This is a genomic window from Pseudomonas fluvialis, assembly GCF_014207935.1.
Taxonomy (GTDB): Bacteria; Pseudomonadota; Gammaproteobacteria; order Pseudomonadales; family Pseudomonadaceae; genus Aquipseudomonas; species Aquipseudomonas fluvialis_A.
Genome location: NZ_JACHLL010000003.1, coordinates 49,424 through 69,642, shown reverse-complemented (window position 1 = coordinate 69,642; position 20,219 = coordinate 49,424). Strand labels below are relative to the sequence as shown.

Here is a 20,219-nt window from a genome sequence, read left to right as displayed (position 1 = left end):
GCTGCAACCCGCGCGATATTCATGTGCTGTGGCGTTCAACTCAGGCGCCGCTCAACCGATGTGTCACCAACGGATTCGTCTATGACTGCATCACTCACCCCGGCCGCAGTGGTCCGGCTTATGCCCAGCCTGTCCGGTCAGGCGCCGCGTTGCTGAGAATTCTGTTGGGCCTTTGGCTGGCGCTGCTGTGCATGCCGGCCAGCGCGCGCCTGGCCGATCCGCAGCAGGCCTGGAACAGTCCGGCGGCGCGCGATCTGGCGCAGATCCGGCGCAGCGGCGAGTTGCGTGTGCTGGTCAACGAGAGCCGTGCCAGCTCTGGCGAAGTGCGTGGCCAGGCGGTGGGCGGGGAGTACCACCGGCTCAAGGCATTCGAGCGCTACCTCAATCAGCGCCAGCAGGGCAGCCTGCGCCTGAAACTGCTGCCGCGGCCCAAAACCGACCTGCTCAAGGCCCTGCAGCGTGGTGATGGGGATCTGGTGGCCAGCAGCGAGTTGTTGCAGAGCGAGGCGGCCATTCATGTCAGTTCCAGCCAGGCGCTGCGCGAGGCGGTGCCGCTGGTGGTGGTGACTCGCCAGGGCGTGCGGCGCAACCTGCGCTTCGAACATATGGCCGGGCGTAGCCTGGCGCTGCCGCGCGGCAGTGCGGCGGTGGAGGCGGTACGGCGGATCAACCAGCAACTGGCCGAGCGCAAGCTGGCACCGCTGATGATCGAGTGGGTGGACGATTCGCTGGCCGTGGAAGATGTGCTGGAGATGGTCCAGGCCGGCATCTACAACTACAGCGCGGTGGAGCAACCGCTGGCCGAGCGCTGGAGCAAGGTGCTGCCGCGCCTGCGTATCGACCGCCATCTGGTGCTGGATAACCGCCGCGATCTCAACTGGTACGTGCGGCCGGATGCACCGACCCTGCGCGCCAGCCTGGATGCGTTTCTGGAGGATTACCGCGCGCCTGCGGATCAGGACAGCGCGTTTCAGCGGGTCTACCGGCGTTCGTACAAGGTGCATTACCCGCTCAACCGTGCCGATCGCCAGCGTTTGGAAAAGGTCCGGCCGGTGTTGCAGAAGTATGCCGCCCAGCAGGATTTCGACTGGCTGGCGCTGGCGGCCATTGCCTACAAGGAGTCCAGCCTCAACCCGGCTGCGCGGGGTGCCAACGGGGCGAGCGGGCTGATGCAGATCACCCCGGCGGCAGCTCGCAGTGTGGGGGTGGGCAATATCGCGGCACTGGACAGCAATGTGCAGGCGGCAACGCGCTACATGGCAAAGATCCGCCGCAGTTTTTTTGCCAATCCGCGCCTCGATCCGGATGAGCGCCTGGCGTTCATCCTGGCGGCCTACAACATGGGCCCGCAGCGGGTGCAGAGTCTGCGCGCCGAAGCCAGGCGCCGCGGGCTGGATGCCGATCGCTGGTTCTTCCAGGTCGAGCGGATTGCCCTGGAACAGGTCGGCATGGGGCCGGTCAGCTATGTGGCAGCGGTCAACAAGTACCGCCTGGCTTTCGATCGGGAGCGCGATGTGCTGGAGCCGCGAGTCGTGCATAAATAATCAATTAATTCGATATTTTTACGGAATTTTTTGCGCTTTTTATATCGATTAGCCGCATCTAAGCTGTCTCTCACCTGCTACCCATTCGTGAGGACTTCACCATGCACAACCTTCGTCGCGTTCTGTTCAATACCCAGGCCGGCTATGCCATCACTCTGCTGCGCATCACCACCGGTCTGACCTTTGCCGCCCATGGCGCACAGAAACTGTTTGGCTGGTTTGGCGGCTACGGGCTGGAAGGCACCGGGCAGTGGATGGCATCGATCGGCCTGGAACCGGGCGTGCTGATGGCGTTGCTGGCCGGCAGTGCGGAGTTCTTCGGCGGGTTGTTGCTGGTCATCGGCCTGCTGGTGCGTCCGGCCGCTCTGTCGTTGATGGTGGCCATGCTGATCGCCCTGTTCTGGGTCCACCTGGGCAACGGTTTCTTCATGGCCAGCAATGGCTTCGAGTACGCCATGACCCTGGCGGTGATCAGTGTGGTACTGCTGGTCGAGGGGGCTGGGCGGCTGTCGGTGGATGCCCGTCTGCAAGGCTGATCCTCTGAGGATCTGACAGGTTATGAGACTCCGGGGCCGCTAATGCGGCCCCGGTTGTTTCAATTGCTGTTGTTGTCCTGCCGGCTTTGATGGAGTGCCAGGGCGGCGTCGAGTCGCAGGCGCTCCTGTTCGTTGAAGTGGCTGGCGATCAGTTCGTCGAGGGCCGCCTGCCTGTCCGTCTGGCTGAGTCCGGGGTTACTCTCGATTTCGGCTTTGGCGCTGCTGTATCGCTTGAGGCGTTGCTGCCAGTCGGCACGCTGCTGGTCCAGCGCCTCCAGGCGAGCGGTGGCTTCGCTTCCGACCAGTTGCTGGCGCAGGGCGCGTAATTCCTCGGGGCTGCCGTTGCGCGCTCGCAAGGCTTGGGTCTGCTGGTGCAGCTCGCTTTGCAGCTGGGGCAGTACGGCTTGTTCGAGGATTTCCGGCAGGCTGTCGCGCAGTGCCTGCATGGCCTGGCCCTTTTGCTCGGCGCTGAGGCTGGCGTCGTTCTGGATGCTCAGGCGGTTGAGGGTGAACTGGTTGTAGGCCTCTTCCTCGGCGAAGAACGCCTGATGAGCCTCCTGGCTGAACAGTCGGGCGCGCAATGCGCTGACGGCCTGCTCGCGCTGACGAATGCCATCCAGATGAGTCAGCTGTGGCAGGTCGCGTTCCAGGTCGACCAGCTGGCGTTTGTAATCGAGGTATTGCTCAAGCAGCTGCAGGGCCTGGCCTTCGGCCGGCTCCGCCAGTTGCGCGGTGATATAGCTCTGCAGGCGTTCGATGCTGGCCTTGAGTGGCTCTTCGCCGAAGCTGCTGAGGAAGTAGTCGAAAAGGTGGCGAATCTCGCCTTCGATGATCAGGTTGCCGCTGGCATCGACGCGCAGGCGGCCGTCAATCTCGGTGCCCTGAAAAGACGCCGGCAGAGGCTGCAGCGTGTTTGGCAGCGGTCTGGCCGCTTCTTCTCGGCTGGCTGTGGGCGTAATGATGCTAACGGCTGCGGCGCTGGGACCGCTCGGCTGGGGTGTATCCGTCGCCGGCTGCGACCACCAGACCACGCCGGTGATGGTGGCCAGCGCCAGAGTCAGCGTCAGTACATAGGTCCTGCGTTCGGTAGGCTTCATCAGGCAGGCAGTCTCGCAATCGGAAGAGAAGGTGCAGGGCGGGAGCCCTGCACCGGGTCTAGCGGGTGTCAGACACCGTCGTTCTTCAGGCGGTTGGCGACCTGGCGGTAGACCGTCACCGGGCTGGTTTCGAACAGGCTGGTCAGGCCAAAGGCCTGGTTCACTTCGTCGAGGTGGTTCATCCGGTAATTGTCGCGAATGACTTTGCCCAGGTGCGAGCTGCAGCGCCCGACCAGGCCGTCGTTGGGCTCGTCGAAGGTCAGCGAGGCGGCGCCGGTGAGCAGGTCGCTCGGGTCGAGCATGTTGGTCAGCGGGCTGGTGCCGCTCCAGGAGTAGTAGCGCACGCCATTGACCTTGTAGGCGCCTTCACCGCAGGCGCTGGTTGGCAGGCCTTGCGGATACTTGGCGTTGAACACGGCAGCGCCCTTGCTGTTCAGCGACTCCAGGCTGCCGAGGGCGTTTTGCGGCGTCATGCTGCTGCTACCGGAGAGGAAGTTGATCACGGTGCCGAGGGCATTGACGATGCCGACCAGCAGCGGGGTGGCAACCGGGCCAACGGGGCTTTCGGTGATCGACTTGAGGAAGTCGGCGGTATCCGAGCCCTTGTGCGGAGCGCCAACACTGACGGCGGAGGCCACCAGATCCGGGCGCACGGCAGCGACATAACGGATGGTCGGGCCACCATGGCTGTGGCCGATCAGGTTGACCTTGCCGGCACCGCTGATGGCGGCAATTTCTTCGACCTGTTCCAGCAGCTCTTCGCCGCGAGCTTCAGAGGTGTTCAGTTGCGACACCTCGCTGATGTAAACCTTGGCGCCGCCGCTGCGCAGGGCCGAAGGAATGCCGTACCAGTAGTCGATGCCCAGCAGGCTGTCGAAACCGAGCATGCCGTGGGTCAGCACGAGCGGGTATTTGGTCTGGGTATAGGAGGCCTGGCTGACCTGGGCGGTAGCCGCCAGACCGAGACCAATGCAGACAGCGAGCAGAGTCTTGTTCTTGTTCATGGATGCTCTCAAAAGATGGTTGGGCAGAACCGTCCTTGCAGGCTGTCACGCCCCTCCTGGACGTGCACATCAGCTGGCGGGGATATGGCAGGAACCATGCCATAAGGGCTCAGAATTAGAGCGAAGGCTCTAGTTCGGGCTGTATGGAAATACAGTGAACAAATGTTCACCTTCTGTGTGTCTGTGCCGGCGTTACAGGGCGCTACGGTCACAGTGGCCTACGGTGTCAGTGAGCTGCGCCGAAGTGCCCGGAAATGCGGCATTTTCCAGGCCGTTTTGGGGTGAGACAGGCGTGTTTCGCGGCCCGCCCCATCAAAGGTTGGTGTGCCCGTTGGCTATGCGCCATCCGTGTGGCGTTGAGGACGGGGCGAAGAGCGTTGAAGGTGTCCGATAACCTTGACAGGGCCGGGAGGCATTTTTACGATTGCTGCCTGGCGCCGATTTAACAGCAAATTGCGGGGCGCCGCCCGGTTGGGCACATACCGCTAAAGCGCTGGCCTCGGTGTCGCCTCCCACCGCTGCCCGGCGGTAACTCCGAGGCCGAGATCGATGCCATGAGCTGTCCACGTCCCCAGCTGCAATTCTCTCCGCTGCCGTCCTGCAGTGTCGTTCGCCACCCGCATGTTCTGCTGATCGGTCAGCACTCGCCGAGCCTGCTCAAATACCTCGAAGGCTGGCCCAAGAACTGGGCGGCCGACCGTCAGAGCCTGCTGAAGTTTGCGGCGGCACAGGCTGCCGAATTGCGTGAACTGCCGGACGCGGCTTTCGATCTGGTGGTGCTTGGTGAATCGTCCAGCGTGCTGACGGACGAATTGCTGCACGAGGTACTGCGGGTCGCACGCCAGGGGCTGATCTGCTTGCGCTGAAGTGCTGCAGGCGACCGTCAGGGATAGTCGATCGCGGTGATCACGTAGTACTGCTCGCCAGTCGGCGTCTGCACTTTGACTTCGGCATCCAGCGGCTTGCCGACCAGGGCTCTGGCCAGGGGCGAATCGATGCTGATCAGGCCCTGGCGTAGATCCAGTTCGTCCGGGCCGACGATGCGATAGCGGGCCTCGCTGCCGTCTTCATCTTCGACGGTGACCCAGGCACCGAAATAGACTTTGCCGGCGTCTGCCGGGCGGTCGCTGACCACCTTGAGGTTTTCCAGGCGCTTGCTGAGAAAGCGCACGCGGCTATCGATTTCGCGCAGCATCTTCTTGCCGTAGGTGTACTCGGCATTTTCCGAGCGATCACCCTGGGCGGCCGCTTCGCTGACGGCCTGGGTTACCTGCGGCCGGCGCACATGCCACAGCTCGTGCAGTTCGGCGCGCAGGCGCGCCTCGCCTTCCGGGGTAATCAGGGGAGTGCCGGCACTGCGCGGCGGACGATAACGACTCATGGCGACTGTTCGTTCAGCTCTTTTTGTTTCAGCTTTCGCGCAACACCGACAGCGGGCTGGCGTGAATTACCCGGCGGGTTCCCAGGCTGCCGGCAAGGCTCACCAGCAAGGCACCGGCCAGTGGCAACAGGAGCAGCCAGGGATGGGGCTGCCAGGCGATATCGAGGACGAAATGATACAGCAGGTAGCTGACCAGCTCGCAGCCGAGCATGGCCAGGATGCCGCTGCTGGTACCCAGTAGGGCGAATTCGCGCAGGCGTGCCTGTTGCAACAGGCGCCGTGAACTGCCCAGGGCGCGGAGAATGGCGCCCTGCTTGAGGCGTTCGTCGAGGGTCGCCTGCAGGCCGGCGAACAGCACGCAGAGGCCGGCGGCCAGCACGAACAGCAGCACGTACTCCACGGCCAGGCTGACCTGAGCCAGGATGCTGCGCAGCTGTTCGAGAATGGCGTCGACCTGCAGCAGGGTGACACTGGGGAACTGCCGCGACAGCGGCAGCAGGGCGTCTTCCTGGCTCTTGGGCAGATGGAAGCTGGTCAGGTAGGTCAGCGGCAGGTCATCCAGCACGCCGGGGGCGAAGACCATGTAGAAGTTCGGCTGGAAGCTGTCCCAGTCGACTTCGCGCAGGCTACTGACTTCCACCTCGCGGGTTTGCCCGGCGATGCTGAAGGTCAGGCGGTCACCTAGCTGGATTTTCAGGTTTTCCGCCAGTTTGCTTTCCACCGACACACCTGGCAGGCCACTGCGTGTGGTACCCAGCCAGGTGCCGGCAGTCAGCTTGTTGCCGGCTGGCAGGTCGCCGGCCCAAGTCAGACCGAGATCACGCTGGATCGCCCGTTCGCCCTGGGAGTCCTTGCTGACGAGCTGCTGCACGGCCTGCTGATTGATGGCGATCAGGCGGCCGGGGACCAGCGGGAACAGTGGCTGACTCTGCGCGCCCTGTTGTTCGAGGGCGCTGACAAAGGCCTGCCGCTGCTCGGGCAGGATGTTCATGGCGAAATGGTTGGGCGCATCGCTGGGTAGCTGGTTCTGCCAGTTGTCCAGCAGCTCGCCACGCAGCAGGCCGATAACGCCCATGGCAAGCAGAATCAGGCCGAACGCCATGGCCTGGCCGGTGGCCGCCAGTGGATGGCGCAGCAGTTGGCCAAGTCCCAGGCGCCAGCTCAGTGTGGCGTTTTCCAATATCCGGCGCAGGCTGCGCAAGGCTAGCCACAGCAGGCTGCCGAGCAACAGACAGGCGAACAGGCCGCCGCCGAGCAGGGCCAGGGTCAGGCGCCAGTCTAGACTCAGTCGCCACATGATCAGGCCCAGCGCGGCGATGGCCAGGGCATAGCTGAGCCAGGCCGCGACGGGAAGGGGCTGCAGGTCCCGACGCAGCACCCGCAGCGGCGATACGCGCCCCAGGTTGAGCAGCGGTGGCAGGGCAAAGCCGGCCAAGGTAATCAGGCCACTGGCGATTCCCGCCAGGGCCGGTAGCCAGCCAACGGCCGGCAGTTCTTCCGGTAGCAAGCCGCCCAGCAGATGCAGCAGGCCGAGATGGCCAAGCCAGCCGAGCAGGGCGCCGAGCAGGCTGGCAAACAGTCCCAGGGCCAGCAACTGGATGCAGAACAGCTGGGTGATCTGCCGGCGTTGCAGGCCAAAGCAGCGCAGCAGGGCGCTGGTGTCATAACGGCGTGTGGCAAAGCGACTCGCCGACAGCGCCACGGCGACGCCGGCCAGCAGCAGGGCGGCCAGGCTGGCCAGATTGAGGTAGCGCTCGGCCCGGCTCAGCGCGCCCCCCACCTGGGTGTTGCCGCCACGGGCGTCGAGCAGTTGCTGATGGGCGGCCAGGCCAGGTTTGGTCTGCTGCCGGTAGGCCAGGACGGCTTCGGCAGAGCCCCGCCAGTAATCGCGGTAACGCACCCGGCTGCCCGGCTGTACCACCTGCGTGGCAGCCAGATCGCTCAGGTTGATCAGGGCGCGCGGCGTAAGGCTGTAGAAGTCACCGGCGCGATCCGGTTCATAGGTGAGCAGGCGGGTCAGGGTCAACTCTATCGCGCCAACCTCGATCCGTGCGCCTGGCTCGATGCCCAGGGCCTGAGCCAGGCGTGCTTCGGCCCAGAGCTCGCCCGGTTGCGGCAAGCCGCCGGCCTGTTCTTCAGCAAAGCGGCGGGGAGTGGATTTCAACTCGCCACGCAGTGGGTAGGGTGCCGCCACGGCCTTGACGCTGGCCAGTTGCAGGCCCTGGGCGCTGGCCAGCATGCTGGGGAACTCGACGCTCTGCGCATGCTGAAGGCCTAGGGCCTGTCCCTTGTCGATCTGTGCAACGGAAGCTGGCTGGCTGCCACTCAAGACCAGATCGGCGGCGAGAAACTCGCTGGCGCGCAGCACCATGGCTTCCTGCAGGCGGGCGCTGAAGAAGCCGATGCTGCAACTGGCGCTGACGGCAATCAGCAGCGACCAGAACAGCGTGCGCACCTCGGCGGCGCTACGCTCGCGCCACAACAGGCTCAGTGCCAGACTCAGCAGGGCTGGAGTACGCATCAGGGCTCCACGCTCGCCAGCAGGTGCCCGGCTTCCAGGCGAATCTGCCGGTGGCAACGGTGCGCCAGGCGCTCGTCGTGGGTCACCAGGACCAGGGTGGTGCCTTGCTCGCGGTTGAGTTCGAAGAGCAGGTCGCTGATGCGTTCTCCGGTCTGGCTGTCGAGATTGCCGGTGGGTTCGTCGGCGAACAGGATCGCCGGGTTGCAGGCAAAGGCACGGGCCAGGGCAACCCGCTGCTGTTCACCGCCGGAGAGCTGGCGAGGCAGGTGGCGCAGGCGCTGGGCCAGGCCGACCCGCTCCAGGAGTTGCTGGGCATGTGCGCGGGCATCGCGGCGCCCGGCCAGTTCCAGCGGCAGCATGACGTTTTCCCAGGCGCTCAGGCTGTCGATCAACTGAAACGATTGGAAGACGAAACCGACCCGTTCGGCCCGCACTGCGGCGCGCTGGTCTTCATCCAGCGTGGCGAGTTCAAGTCCGTCGAGCACAATCCGACCCTGGCTGGGCAAGTCGAGTCCCGCGAGCAGGCCGAGCAGGGTGGATTTGCCCGAGCCGGAACTGCCGACGATAGCCAGGCTGTCGCCGGCTTGGAGATCAAGACTGAGTGGGTGCAGCAGGGTCAGTTCACCTTCCGCCACGGGGACCACTTTGCTAAGGTCTTGCGCACTCAGAATACTGTTGCTCATGGAGATCTCGATGTTGCTGCGCCTGCGCTGGATCGGCCTTGCCCTGTTGCTACTGGCAGCGCCGCTGCGTGCTGAAGTCTGGCTGGTGGTGGGCGATAGTATCAGCGCCGCTTTTGGCCTGGATACGGCGCAGGGTTGGGTTGCCCTGCTGCAAAAACGCCTCGATAAGCAGGGCAGGAGCATCCAGATCGTCAATGCATCGATCAGTGGTGATACCAGTGCAGGCGGTCTGGCCCGCCTGCCGGCGCTGCTTGCGGAGCATCGACCGGCACTGGTGCTGATCGAACTTGGGGGCAACGATGGCCTGCGCGGGACCCCTTTGGCGCAATTGCAACAGAATCTTGCCGGCATGATCTCGGCAAGCCAGGCTAGTGGCGCGCAGGTCATGCTGCTGGGGATGCGTTTGCCTCCCAACTACGGCAAACGCTACACCGAGGGTTTTGCTGGGGTCTATGAGCAACTGGCCGCAACCCATCAGGTGCCGTTACTGCCCTTTTTCCTTGACGGCGTGGGCGGTGTGCCTGGCTTGATGCAGGCTGACGGTATCCACCCAACGGCGGACGCCCAGCCACGCCTGCTCGACAATCTCTGGCCCTTGCTGGAGGCGCGCCTCTGAGGCTTTTCCGCGCCAGGCCTTTCGGCTAAGGTGGCGCACCTTCTCCGGAGCCTTCGATGCCGCGCTTTGTCTGGTCCCTGCATGCCTATCAGCTGATCGAGCCTGACGAACAGCTGGACCTGTTTGCCTGCCGGGAAGTGCGTGTGCATCTGCTGGCGCGTCAGCTTGAGCTTGGCGGCTACGCCGACCGTACGCTCTGTGGTGGCCTGCTACCGGCGCAACCCCAGCTGTTGCCGCTGACGCGGGGCGACCTGCGTGATCGTCGTTTGTGTGCCGAGTGTGAGCGTGTCCTGCGCGCGCAAAAGGCCGGTCAGCGCCTGCCCTGGGGCGACGACTGAGGTCTCCCCGGCCTTGGCGGGCCTGGTGTACAATTCCGCATCTTTTTCTCAACTATTGCTAATCAAGGACTTTCGGATGTTGTCGCGCGTATCTGCCGTCGCCCGTGGCCTGTCGGTCGCTGGTTTGTGTCTGGCTGGCCAGGCTGTTGCTCTGGAATTGCCCCTGCCGCCGCCAGGCGAGGATGTCGTCGGTGAAGTCCGGGTCATTCAAGCCAAGTACGAAGACACCTTTGCCGATATCGCCACGGCCAACGATCTGGGCTACCTGGAAATGGTGGCCGCCAACCCAGGCGTGGATGCCTGGCTGCCGGGTGCCGGCACTGAAATCATCCTGCCGACCCGCTATATCCTGCCGCAGGGGCCGCGCGAGGGTATCGTGATCAACCTTGCCGAGTACCGCATGTACTATTTCCCGAAGGGCAAGAATGTGGTGCATACCTATCCTCTGGGTATCGGTCGCGAAGGCTGGGGTTCGCCGGTCGCCACCACGACCATCATCGGCAAGCAGGCCAACCCGGCCTGGTATCCGCCAAAGTCGATTCGTGAAGAGCACGCCGCCGATGGCGATCCGCTGCCGACCGTGGTGGCGCCGGGGCCGAACAATCCTCTGGGGCCGTTCAAGTTCAGCCTGGGTACTACGGGATACCTGATTCACGGCTCGAACAAGAAATTCGGCATCGGCATGCGCGTCAGCCATGGCTGTTTCCGCATGCTCAATAACAACGTGCTGGAGCTGGCCAAGATGGCACCGGTGGGTACCAAGGTGCGCATCATCAATGAGCCCTACAAGTTCGGCGTGAGCGGCGGCAAGATCTATCTGGAAGCCCATGCGCCATTGACCGATGCGCCTGAAGGCCAGGTTTCCGCTGTCGACAAGAATGCCGCCGTGGTCAATGCCCTGCTCAAACGCGAGGATCTGGTGCAGCAGGTGCAGATGGACTGGGATCGCGTTCGTGAGGTGGTTACGGCCGAAGACGGTCTGCCGGTACAGATCGCCGCGCCACATGAGGCGATGGCCAGCAGCGAAACACCGCTGCACTGATCCTGTCCTGAGTAAAAAGCCCGCCTAGTGCGGGCTTTTTCATGCCTGGTGAAAAATGTCAGGCATAAAAAAACCGACCCATTGCTGGGTCGGTTTCACAAGATAGCCTGAGGGGCTATTACTTGCGGCTGGCTTTTTCCAGCATGCGCAGAGCGCGCTCGTTAGCCTCGTCAGCAGTCTGCTGGGCTTTCTGAGCAGCGGCCAGAGCTTCGTCGGCCTTGTTGTAGGCTTCGTCAGCACGAGCTTGAGCGCGGGCAGCGGAGTCTTCAACAGCGGTCAGACGGGCTTCGGTTTCGCTGGAAGCACAGCCGGTAGCCAGAGCAGCGGCCAGGGCCAGAGCAGAGAATTTCAGAACGTTGTTCATTGGTTTCCCCTTAAGGTGGACTTTTTCCATAAAAAGCAATTCCCCAAGGCTGGGAAATTTGCCGGCCTACATAGTACCCGTTAGTTGTCGTAAGTAAACCGACAGCAGTAACTACACGCTGTTTTTTTTGAGTTGTCTGCCGACATTGTGAATGTGTTGTGGGTGGGTTGTTCAATAAACATCCAAACTGAGCAAAGTTTGTTCAGTGTTGCCGAGCAGCTGCGTGCGTTGCTGTTTAGATGGCTCAAGGGGCGTGGCTGCAGTTGCCTGCGCCTGATAGGCTTGGCGTCAGCGCAATTGTTGCGAAACATCATCAGGGAAGACTTGCATGTCGAAACTTATCAAGTGGCTGGTACTGGCTGTAGTCGCCGTTGCACTGTTGATCAAGCTGTCACTCTGGTGGTCGGTGCGCAACATCATGGAAGAGGCTGCCAATAGCCTGCAGCCGTTTGCCGAGATCACTTACCGAGGGGTCACGTCATCCTTTGATGGCCGTGTAGGGCTCGAGGGATTGCAAGTTCGGGTGCCGATGGCGCGCGACAGCGTCACCATCGAGCATGCCCAGCTCAAGTTCAATGGGCTCGGCGAGCTGTTGCGCTTCAAGGAGCGTCTGGAACAGGGCAAGTTTCCAGAGCAGATGGCCATCGATCTCAAGGGTATTGCCCTGGAAGTGCATGGTCCTTTCATGCAGACGCTTTACGATGCACCGGCCGAGCGCAGCGTGTTCACCGCCATGAGTGAAGTCAGCTGCGGCAAGATCAAGCACATCGGCACGGTCGAGCTGCTGGACATGGGCTATCGCACCCTGGAAACGGATGCCGAGTTTTCCTATCGGCTGGAGCCTGGTGCGCAGAAGCTCACCTTCAACCTGCTCGCCGACACGCGCGATATGCTGGAAACCCGTCTGAGCATGGCGCTGATCAACGTCTCGGATAATCCGGGCGATCTGCGCATGAATCCGCCGCGGGTTTCCTCGATGACGTTCGAGATGAATGACAACCAGTACCTGCGCAAGGTGCAGGCTTTCTGCGCTGGCAAGCTGGGGCAGAGCGAGGCGGAGTACCAGCAGACCGCATTGGCCAAGTTCGATGCGGTGCTGCGTAGCCAGCGCGTCGGCCTTGATCAGCCGGTGCTTGATGCCTATGCGCGCTATCTCAAGGATCCGCAGTCGTTGCGTCTGGAAATCAATCCTACCGAAGGCATGGCCTGGGATGGCTTGCAGTTCTTCGAGGCCAAGGATGTGCTGCAGATGGTCAATCCGGTGCTGTTGATCAACCAGGAATCGGTACAGCCATTGAGCTTTGCCTGGGTCGATCCGGGGCAGATTCGCGAGATGGGGGCGCTGGAGAAGGTGGTGGCCGAGGAGTCGCAATCGTCTCGCGAGAACTCGTCCCAATATGACTTCGTGCCGGTGGAGCATTTGGCGCAATATGCCGGTAAACGCTTGCAGTTTCTCACCTATGATGGCACCTATTACCAAGGCATCCTGCACAAGGTGGAGAATGGCAGGGCTTACCTGACGGTTCAGTTTGGGGCAGGTAGTGCCGAGATGTTCCTGCGGCTGGACAAGATCGACAAGGTTCGAGTGAATTTCTGAGCGGAGGTGAGAGGCGCGATGAAGCAAAGCCTGCCCATTGAGCATGATGTGATCAAACACCAGTTCGAGTTGGTGGTGGATGGTCATCGCGCCTATCTGGCCTACATGGACTTGGGCAAGCAGACCCTGGATTTCTATCGCACCTTTGTACCCAATGACTTGCGTGGGCGGGGTATCGCCGCGCACCTGACCGAGCATGCTCTGGATTACGCCGAACGCATGGGCTACAGCGTCATTCCTTCCTGCTCCTACGTCGAACGTTACATGCAACGGCGTGACCGGCATCCGCCGGCCTGAGGCTGAGGCACAAAAAAACCGGGCATTGCCCGGTTTTTTTGTGCCTGCAGAAAACTCAGCGCTGACGTTTGGGCAGTACGTCCTTGAGTTTGGCGTGCATGCTGCGCACGCTCTTCTCGGTAGCTTCCCAATCGATGCAGGCGTCGGTGATCGAAACACCGTATTGCAGTTGGCACAGATCCTTCGGAATGGGCTGGCTGCCCCAGCCGAGGTGACTTTCCACCATCAGGCCGACGATCGAGTTGTTGCCTTCGAGAATCTGATTGGCGACGTTGTCCATCACCAGTGGCTGCAAGGCCGGGTCCTTGTTGGAGTTGGCGTGGCTGCAATCGACCATGATGTTGGCCTTGATCTTGGCCTTGCTCAGCTCCTGCTCGCAGAGCGCGATACTGACCGAGTCATAGTTCGGCTTGCCATTGCCGCCGCGCAGAACCACGTGGCCGTAAGGGTTGCCTTTGGTGGTGACGATGGAGACGCCACCCAGCTGATTGATGCCGAGGAAGCGATGCGGGCTGGAAACCGATTGCAGCGCGTTGATGGCGACCGTCAGGCTGCCGTCGGTGCCGTTCTTGAAGCCCACGGCCGAGGACAGGCCGGAAGCCATCTCGCGGTGAGTCTGCGATTCGGTAGTGCGTGCGCCAATCGCCGACCAGCTGATCAGGTCCTGCAGGTACTGCGGGGAAATCGGGTCGAGGGCTTCGGTAGCGGTCGGCAGACCCATTTCAGCGAGGTCGCGCAGCAGTTGGCGACCGATGTGCAGGCCGTCCTGAATCTTGAACGAGTCATCCAGATACGGATCGTTGATCAGGCCTTTCCAACCGACCGTGGTACGCGGCTTCTCGAAGTAAACGCGCATCACCAGGAACAGGGTGTCGGAGACTTCGGCGGCCAGAACCTTGAGGCGCTCGGCGTATTCCTTGGCGGCTTTGAGGTCATGGATCGAGCATGGACCGATCACCACGAACAGGCGGTGATCCTTGCCATCAAGGATGTCGCGAACGACCTGGCGGCCATGGGCAACGGTCTTGAGCGCTGCATCGCTCAGGGGGATTTCGCGCTTAAGTTGCTCGGGAGTGATCAGGGTTTCATTCGAGGCAACGTTAAGGTCGTCAATCGGTAAATCAGCCATCGGGGTACTCATCAGGTCACGGATGCCGGCCGCCAGCCTCCCCGCGCGGCGGAGCACAGCACGACGGGCGCTGCGGGGAAGGCCGAACCTTAGCGCGTCGGGCGGGCGGAAACAATGGGCAGGGCGGGCTTCAGGCGTGGCCGGATGCCGCAAACGCTGCGCCGTGCAAGGCAATCCAGTCGCGGGCGACCTCTTCTATCGGTAGGCTGTGGCCGACTTCGGCTTCGCGTTGCAGGCGATAGCACTCGATCTGGCAGACCTGTTCGACCATGCGTGCGCGGAACAGGTTGTCTTCGTCGGTGAAGGCGATGCCCACCAGATAGTCGCTGGCGCGCTTGCGGCACCAGGCAATCACGCCGCTGTAGTGGGCTTCGCTGCCGAGTAGGGGCACGTGCAGCTCGACCCAGAGGCCGCGTTTGAAGTTGCGCTGCGAGTTGCAGGCAACCCCACCGAGACTGATATTGTTGAGCTGCTGGTGCACCTGCTGCTTGCGGGCAATCAGCTCCACCGGCATTTCTGTAGGGTGACGCAGGTATTGACGCATGGCGGCGTACTCCGAGTGCCGACAAACGCAAGGCGGTGATGTCAGTATAGTGGCTAATCTGCGGCTGTCGGATCTGGATGCCGATCGCCAGTTACTGGATCTGCCGGGCGCCTCGCTGGTGATCTTTACCAGCATGGGTTGTGCCAGTTGCCGTTTTCTGGAGCAGTGGTTGCCTAAACAGGCGCTGCCCGTTCAGCGATTGATCTGGATCGATGCCGGCGAGAGTCAGGGATTGGTCAGTCGTTACGAGGTTTTCCATCTGCCAGCTCTGTTTCTGGTCCGTGATGGTCATTTTTTTGGCGAGGTGCGCGCAGCTCTGCGTGGCGACTCGCTGGTCAAGGCGCTGGCCGTGCAGTGGCAACAGCCAGCCGAGGAGCTTCCCTGATGGTTGAACAACGCTCGCCGCGGATCGGCATCATTGGTGCCGGGGCGATTGGCGGTTATTACGGCATACTGCTGGCCCGTGCCGGTCTGGATGTCCATTTTCTCTTGCGCAGCGACTACGCCGTTGTAGCTGAACAGGGCCTGCGACTCGACAGTGTGGTGCATGGCCAGCTGCATCTGAGCAACCTGCAGGTCTATGCCGATGCGGCCAGCATGCCGGCGTGCGATTGGCTGCTGGTGGGAGCCAAGACCACCAGTAACGCCGAGCTGGCCCCACTGCTGGTGCAGATTGCCGCACCCGGAGCCAAGGTGGTGTTGCTGCAAAATGGGTTGGCTGTGGAAGAGGCGCTGCGCCCGCTGCTGCCGGATTCCCTGCATCTGCTGGGCGGCCTGTGTTTCATCTGCGTGCACCGTGCTGCCGCCGGGCAGATCGTGCATCAGGCTTATGGCGGCATCAATCTGGGCTACCACTCGGGCCCCGGTGATGGCGAGGCTGTGCTCGCCGAAGGCGTGGCACTGCTGCGACAGGCTGCTATCGAGGCCAATCCGGTCGCCAATCTGGCGCAGGCGCGTTGGCAGAAGCTGGTGTGGAACGTTCCCTATAACGGGCTTTCCGTGCTGCTCAACAGCGGTACGGCAGCCATGATGCAGCAGGCCGATAGTCGTGCCCTGATTGCCAGCCTGATGGAAGAGGTGATCGCAGCGGCCGCCGCCTCTGGTCATGCGTTGCCGGAGGGCTTGGCGGACAAGCTGCTGCTGGCGACCGACCGCATGCCGGATTATCTGCCGAGCATGTACCACGACTGGCAACTGGGCCGGGTGATGGAGCTAGACGCGGTTTATGCTGCACCGCTTGCCGCTGCGGCCGCCGCGGGCGTACGCATGCCGCAGACGCGCATGCTGCTGCAAAGCCTGCGCTTCCTCGAAGCGCGCTGAAGGAGCCTGATCATGGCCAAGGGATTGGGCGACAAACTGGTGGTGGCGATTTCCTCGAGTGCCTTGTTCGACTTGAGTGCCAGTCACCGGGTCTATGAGACAGAGGGCATCGAAGCCTACCGGCAGTATCAGATCGAGCATGAGGATGAGTGTCTGCAGCCTGGCGAGGCCTTTCCGCTGGTGCAGAAACTGCTGGCGCTCAACCCTCCGAGCGGTGAAGCGCGTACCGAGGTGATCCTGGTGTCGCGCAACAGCGCCGATACGGGCCTGCGCGCATTCAATTCGATCCAGCAGCATGGCCTGCCGATCTCCCGTGCGGCATTCGTGGGGGGGCGCAGTCCCTATCCCTATCTGGCGGCGTTTGGCTGCCATCTGTTTCTATCGACCCATGCCGAGGATGTGCGCAACGCGCTGGCCGCTGGTTTTGCCGCGGCGACCATCCTTTCCGGTGGCAGTCGCCGGGCCGACAGTGGTGAGCTGCGCATTGCCTTCGACGGCGATGCCGTGCTGTTTTCCGATGAGTCCGAGCGGGTCTACCAGCAGAGCGGGCTGGATGCTTTCCAGCGTAGTGAGCGTCAGGCAGCGCACCAGCCGCTGGCGGGCGGGCCGTTCAAACCCTTTCTGGCCGCCCTGAACCGGTTGCAGCAGGCCTTTCCGATAGAGGCTTGTCCGATTCGCACGGCATTGGTCACGGCGCGTTCGGCGCCTGCCCACGAGCGGGTGATTCGCACCCTGCGCGACTGGGACATCCGTCTGGATGAGTCGCTGTTTCTCGGTGGCCTGGACAAGTCGGGGTTCCTCGAGGCTTTTGCTGCCGACGTGTTTTTCGATGATCAGCTGGGCCACTGCGAGAAGGCCCGCGGTGTTGTACCAACTGGTCATGTGCCCCACGGCATCAGCAATAGCGAGCAGGGCTGACTACCCTGTAGAAGCCACGTTGGTAGTTAAGGAAGTCACATGGTGCAGTCGATCCTGTATGCCACTGATCTGGGCCTGTATTCGCCCTACGTCCTGCAGCACGCTCTGAGTCTGGCGCGGTCATTCGGCGCCCAGTTGCATGTGGTGCATGCCGTGGAGCCACTCAGTCTGTTTGCCGAGTCGGTGTTGCAGACCTATGTCGAGGAAACGCGTTTGCGCGAGTTGCGCGAGAAGGGCATGCAGGTGGTGCTGGAGAGTATCCGCCAGCGTGTGCTGGAAAGCTTTCGCGAGGAAATGCAGGACGCCGGGCAGGACATGCAACTGATTGCTTCGTTGCAAGTGGTCCAGGGTGATCCGCCACAGGTGATTCTCGATGAGGCCAATCGATTGGGCGTGGAGCTGGTGGTGGCGGGAAGCCACAGCCACGGCACCGCCTGGGATGCGCCGCTGGGCCGAACGGCTCTGCGCTTGCTGCAGCTGGCCGAGGTGCCGGTGTACCTGGTGCCCATGCTGCAGCACCGCGGGCGCGGGGATTTCTGATAGGTCGTCGGACGGACGGCAAGCAGAATAAAAAAAAGCGACTAGCTTTACTGGTTAAACCATTAATATGGTTATAACAAAGGTCGTTGTTGACGGGGGCGGTGCCGCCGCTCCGAGGGAGAGTCATGAAACTGCAGCAGCTGCGCTACATCTGGGAAGTCGCGCACCATGATCTGAATGTCTCGGCGACGGCGCAGAGCCTGTATACCTCGCAACCGGGTATCAGCAAGCAGATTCGTCTGCTTGAGGATGAGCTGGGTGTCGAAGTGTTTGCCCGTAGCGGCAAGCACCTGACCCGCATCACCCCGGCGGGTGAGCGGATCATCACCACCGCCGGCGAGATTCTGCGCAAGGTCGAGAGCATCAAGCAGATTGCCCAAGAGTTCTCCAACGAGAAGAAGGGCACCCTGTCGATCGCCACCACCCACACCCAGGCGCGCTATGCATTGCCGCCGGTGATCAGCAGTTTCATCAAGCAGTACCCCGACGTGGCGCTGCACATGCATCAGGGCACGCCGATGCAGATTGCCGAGATGGCCGCCGACGGCACCGTCGACTTTGCCATTGCCACCGAGGCGTTGGAGCTCTTCGGCGATCTGGTGATGATGCCCTGCTATCGCTGGAACCGTTGCGTTATCGTGCCTCAGGGGCATCCGCTGACCAAATTGCCGAAGCTGACCCTGGAAGCATTGGCTGATCAGCCGCTGGTGACCTATGTATTTGGCTTTACCGGGCGCTCGAAGCTCGATGATGCCTTCAGTCATCGCGGCCTGACCCCGAAGGTGGTGTTTACCGCCGCCGACGCGGACGTGATCAAGACCTATGTCCGACTGGGGCTGGGCGTCGGTATCGTGGCGCACATGGCGGTTGATCCCAAGCTCGACAGTGATCTGGTAATGCTCGATGCCAGCGAGCTGTTCGAATCCAGCGTGACCAAGATCGGTTTCCGCCGCGGTACCTTCCTGCGCGGCTTCATGCATGACTTCATCGAGAAGTTCGCCCCGCACCTGACCCGCGAACGGGTGGCCAAGGCGCTGCAATGCCATAACAAGGCTGAGCTGGATGAGCTGTTCGAGGGCGTCGAGCTGCCGGTTTACTGAGGTTCTTCTGCGCAACAAAAAGCCCGGCCTAGGCCGGGCTTTTTCATGGCACTCGATCAACCTTTAGTAATCAGGTTGCCGGCGTGCAGGCCACACTCTTTGTGCGTGGCTTCCTCCCACCACCAGCGGCCTTCGCGCTCATGCTGGTTGGGCAGCACCGGGCGGGTGCAGGGCTCGCAGCCGATGCTGATGAAGCCGCGCTCGTGCAGTGGGTTGTAGGGCAGCTCCAGCATGCGGATGTAGCCCCAGACTTCCTCGCTGCTCATCTGGGCCAGCGGGTTGAACTTGTACAGGGGATGTTCCGGCGTCGAGAAGGCCGCATCCAGTTCGAATACGGCCACCTGGCTGCGTGTGCCGGGGCTCTGGTCGCGGCGCTGGCCGGTGGCCCAGGCCTTGACCGTAGCCAGTTTGCGCTTGAGCGGGGCGATCTTGCGCACGCCGCAGCATTCGCCGTGGCCATCCTTGTAAAAGCTGAAGAGGCCCTTGTCCTTCACCAGTGCTTCGACGGCTGCGGCTTCCGGCGACAGCACTTCAATGGCGATGCCGTAGTGTTCACGGACCTGCTCGATGAAACGGTAGGTCTCAGGATGCAGGCGACCGGTGTCCAGGCTGAACACCTTGACGTTTTTGTTCAGCTTCCAGGCCATGTCGACCAGCACCACGTCTTCGGCACCGCTGAAGGAAATCCACAGCTCGTCACCGAAATGCTCGAAGGCGAGTTTGAGGATGTCTTGCGGCGACTTGCTGGCGTAACTGGCAGCCAGCTCGGCGGCGTTGAAGGGTTGGCTCATCAGGCGTTTCCTTATCACTGGCGCCTGTGCGCGGCGCTTTCGTGGGTGCGATGGTAGCAAAGCCGCTTTATATTCCTAAATAACGATAGCTAACGGTGACCTTATGCTTTGGGTATAAGCCACGCGTTGCACTGCGGCAGGCGAGTCGCTAGAGTGCCGCCTTCTTTCATTACCTCGTTCAAGGAGTCGCCTGTGGAAATCGCCTGTCTCGACCTGGAAGGCGTGCTGGTCCCGGAAATCTGGATCGCATTTGCCGAGAAAACTGGTATCGACGCGCTGAAGGCGACCACCCGCGACATTCCCGATTACGACGTGCTGATGAAGCAGCGTCTGCGCATCCTCGATGAGCATGGCCTGAAGCTCAAGGATATTCAGGACGTGATCGCGACCCTGAAGCCGCTGGAAGGCGCCGTGGAGTTCGTCGACTGGTTGCGTGAGCGTTTCCAGGTGGTGATCCTGTCCGACACCTTCTACGAGTTCTCCCAGCCGCTGATGCGTCAGCTGGGCTTCCCGACCCTGCTGTGCCATAAGCTGATCACCGATGAGACCGATCGCGTGGTGGATTACCAGCTGCGCCAGAAGGACCCCAAGCGTCAGTCTGTCATTGCCTTCAAGAGTCTGTACTACCGGGTGATCGCTGCCGGCGATTCGTACAACGACACCACCATGCTCAGTGAGGCCCATGCTGGCATCCTGTTCCATGCACCGGATAACGTGATTCGCGAGTTTCCGCAATTCCCGGCCGTACACACCTATGAGGATCTCAAGAAAGAGTTCCTCAAGGCCTCGGTACGCAATCTCAGCCTGTAAGGCTGAGTCATAAAAAAGGCCCGCGAATGCGGGCCTTTTTTCTTGTG

Annotated in this window: 23 protein-coding genes; 14 read left to right on the top strand and 9 right to left on the bottom strand. The window is 62.0% G+C overall.

Features of this window, described 5'->3' with window-relative positions; translation table 11 throughout:
• Window positions 1-149: 149 nt before the first annotated feature.
• Together HNP49_RS09315 and HNP49_RS09310 are read left to right on the top strand one after the other, a co-directional pair.
• Entirely contained in the window at window positions 150-1,544 is a 1,395-nt protein-coding gene (locus HNP49_RS09315; RefSeq protein ID WP_184682646.1) for a transglycosylase SLT domain-containing protein, read from the top strand.
• Window positions 1,545-1,645: 101 nt separating this feature from the next.
• Window positions 1,646-2,080, top strand: a complete 435-nt coding sequence (locus HNP49_RS09310; protein ID WP_184682644.1) for a DoxX family protein — start codon at window positions 1,646-1,648, stop codon at window positions 2,078-2,080.
• Window positions 2,081-2,139: 59 nt separating this feature from the next.
• Here the strand turns inward: HNP49_RS09310 and HNP49_RS09305 are convergent, their stop codons facing one another.
• Both HNP49_RS09305 and HNP49_RS09300 read right to left on the bottom strand, forming a co-directional pair.
• The gene (locus HNP49_RS09305) at window positions 2,140-3,177 is read right to left on the bottom strand and encodes a lipase secretion chaperone (protein ID WP_184682642.1); all 1,038 of its coding nucleotides are present in this window, start codon (window positions 3,175-3,177) and stop codon (window positions 2,140-2,142) included.
• Between the two features lie 68 nt (window positions 3,178-3,245).
• The gene (locus HNP49_RS09300) at window positions 3,246-4,181 is read right to left on the bottom strand and encodes a triacylglycerol lipase (RefSeq protein WP_184682641.1); all 936 of its coding nucleotides are present in this window, start codon (window positions 4,179-4,181) and stop codon (window positions 3,246-3,248) included.
• A gap of 554 nt (window positions 4,182-4,735) precedes the next feature.
• Between HNP49_RS09300 and HNP49_RS09295 the strand changes: the two genes are divergently transcribed.
• Entirely contained in the window at window positions 4,736-5,047 is a 312-nt protein-coding gene (locus HNP49_RS09295; protein ID WP_184682639.1) for a class I SAM-dependent methyltransferase, read from the top strand.
• Window positions 5,048-5,064: 17 nt separating this feature from the next.
• Here HNP49_RS09295 and greB read toward each other — a convergent pair whose 3' ends face one another.
• From greB to HNP49_RS09280, 3 genes are read right to left on the bottom strand one after another with little or no spacing between them, the layout of a single operon-like run.
• The gene (gene greB / locus HNP49_RS09290; protein ID WP_184682637.1) at window positions 5,065-5,562 is read right to left on the bottom strand and encodes a transcription elongation factor GreB; all 498 of its coding nucleotides are present in this window, start codon (window positions 5,560-5,562) and stop codon (window positions 5,065-5,067) included.
• A 28-nt stretch (window positions 5,563-5,590) separates the two neighbouring features.
• Entirely contained in the window at window positions 5,591-8,083 is a 2,493-nt protein-coding gene (locus HNP49_RS09285) for an ABC transporter permease (RefSeq protein WP_184682635.1), read from the bottom strand.
• Window positions 8,083-8,766, bottom strand: coding sequence for an ABC transporter ATP-binding protein (locus tag HNP49_RS09280; RefSeq protein ID WP_184682633.1), 684 nt, complete (start codon window positions 8,764-8,766; stop codon window positions 8,083-8,085). The genes HNP49_RS09285 and HNP49_RS09280 overlap by 1 nt, the downstream gene beginning before the upstream one ends.
• 10 nt (window positions 8,767-8,776) lie before the next feature.
• Here HNP49_RS09280 and HNP49_RS09275 point away from each other — a divergent pair, with 10 nt between their 5' ends.
• From HNP49_RS09275 to HNP49_RS09265, 3 genes are all read left to right on the top strand, one after another.
• Window positions 8,777-9,382 carry an arylesterase gene (locus HNP49_RS09275; RefSeq protein ID WP_221445176.1) on the top strand — a complete coding sequence of 202 codons (606 nt, stop codon included), beginning with the start codon at window positions 8,777-8,779 and terminating at the stop codon, window positions 9,380-9,382.
• Between the two features lie 56 nt (window positions 9,383-9,438).
• Window positions 9,439-9,720, top strand: a complete 282-nt coding sequence (locus tag HNP49_RS09270) for a hypothetical protein (RefSeq protein WP_184682631.1) — start codon at window positions 9,439-9,441, stop codon at window positions 9,718-9,720.
• 76 nt (window positions 9,721-9,796) lie between these two features.
• Window positions 9,797-10,762 (top strand): L,D-transpeptidase family protein, encoded by a 966-nt coding sequence (locus tag HNP49_RS09265; protein WP_184682629.1) that lies wholly within the window; start codon window positions 9,797-9,799, stop codon window positions 10,760-10,762.
• Window positions 10,763-10,880: 118 nt separating this feature from the next.
• On the opposite strand, the gene HNP49_RS09260 is transcribed toward HNP49_RS09265, so the two are convergent.
• Complete coding sequence (locus HNP49_RS09260) at window positions 10,881-11,126, bottom strand: Lpp/OprI family alanine-zipper lipoprotein (RefSeq protein ID WP_095938783.1); 246 nt, start codon at window positions 11,124-11,126, stop codon at window positions 10,881-10,883.
• 328 nt (window positions 11,127-11,454) lie between these two features.
• On the opposite strand from HNP49_RS09260, the gene HNP49_RS09255 reads away from it, so the two are divergent.
• On the top strand, window positions 11,455-12,723 hold the full coding sequence (locus HNP49_RS09255; protein WP_184682627.1) for a hypothetical protein: 1,269 nt from the start codon (window positions 11,455-11,457) through the stop codon (window positions 12,721-12,723).
• Window positions 12,724-12,741: 18 nt separating this feature from the next.
• Complete coding sequence (locus HNP49_RS09250; RefSeq protein ID WP_184682625.1) at window positions 12,742-13,020, top strand: GNAT family N-acetyltransferase; 279 nt, start codon at window positions 12,742-12,744, stop codon at window positions 13,018-13,020.
• A gap of 55 nt (window positions 13,021-13,075) precedes the next feature.
• Here the strand turns inward: HNP49_RS09250 and HNP49_RS09245 are convergent, their stop codons facing one another.
• Both HNP49_RS09245 and HNP49_RS09240 read right to left on the bottom strand, forming a co-directional pair.
• Window positions 13,076-14,149: a 3-deoxy-7-phosphoheptulonate synthase gene (locus HNP49_RS09245; protein ID WP_184682623.1), complete on the bottom strand. Its 1,074-nt coding sequence runs from the start codon at window positions 14,147-14,149 to the stop codon at window positions 13,076-13,078.
• Window positions 14,150-14,279: 130 nt separating this feature from the next.
• Entirely contained in the window at window positions 14,280-14,693 is a 414-nt protein-coding gene (locus HNP49_RS09240) for a PilZ domain-containing protein (protein ID WP_184682621.1), read from the bottom strand.
• Between HNP49_RS09240 and HNP49_RS09235 the strand changes: the two genes are divergently transcribed.
• From HNP49_RS09235 to cysB, 5 genes are all read left to right on the top strand, one after another.
• Window positions 14,692-15,078: a thioredoxin family protein gene (locus HNP49_RS09235; protein ID WP_184682619.1), complete on the top strand. Its 387-nt coding sequence runs from the start codon at window positions 14,692-14,694 to the stop codon at window positions 15,076-15,078. The two genes, HNP49_RS09240 and HNP49_RS09235, sit on opposite strands and share 2 nt — an antisense overlap.
• Window positions 15,078-16,013, top strand: coding sequence for a putative 2-dehydropantoate 2-reductase (locus HNP49_RS09230; RefSeq protein WP_184682617.1), 936 nt, complete (start codon window positions 15,078-15,080; stop codon window positions 16,011-16,013). The genes HNP49_RS09235 and HNP49_RS09230 overlap by 1 nt, the downstream gene beginning before the upstream one ends.
• A 12-nt stretch (window positions 16,014-16,025) precedes the next feature.
• Window positions 16,026-16,931 (top strand): 5'-nucleotidase, encoded by a 906-nt coding sequence (locus tag HNP49_RS09225; RefSeq protein WP_184682615.1) that lies wholly within the window; start codon window positions 16,026-16,028, stop codon window positions 16,929-16,931.
• A gap of 39 nt (window positions 16,932-16,970) precedes the next feature.
• On the top strand, window positions 16,971-17,471 hold the full coding sequence (locus HNP49_RS09220) for a universal stress protein (RefSeq protein ID WP_184682613.1): 501 nt from the start codon (window positions 16,971-16,973) through the stop codon (window positions 17,469-17,471).
• A 125-nt stretch (window positions 17,472-17,596) separates the two neighbouring features.
• Window positions 17,597-18,571 (top strand): HTH-type transcriptional regulator CysB, encoded by a 975-nt coding sequence (gene cysB / locus HNP49_RS09215; protein ID WP_184682611.1) that lies wholly within the window; start codon window positions 17,597-17,599, stop codon window positions 18,569-18,571.
• A 56-nt stretch (window positions 18,572-18,627) separates the two neighbouring features.
• Here cysB and HNP49_RS09210 read toward each other — a convergent pair whose 3' ends face one another.
• Complete coding sequence (locus tag HNP49_RS09210) at window positions 18,628-19,362, bottom strand: phosphoadenylyl-sulfate reductase (RefSeq protein WP_184682604.1); 735 nt, start codon at window positions 19,360-19,362, stop codon at window positions 18,628-18,630.
• Window positions 19,363-19,554: 192 nt separating this feature from the next.
• Here HNP49_RS09210 and thrH point away from each other — a divergent pair, with 192 nt between their 5' ends.
• Entirely contained in the window at window positions 19,555-20,172 is a 618-nt protein-coding gene (thrH, locus tag HNP49_RS09205; protein ID WP_095938794.1) for a bifunctional phosphoserine phosphatase/homoserine phosphotransferase ThrH, read from the top strand.
• Window positions 20,173-20,219 lie beyond the last annotated feature (47 nt).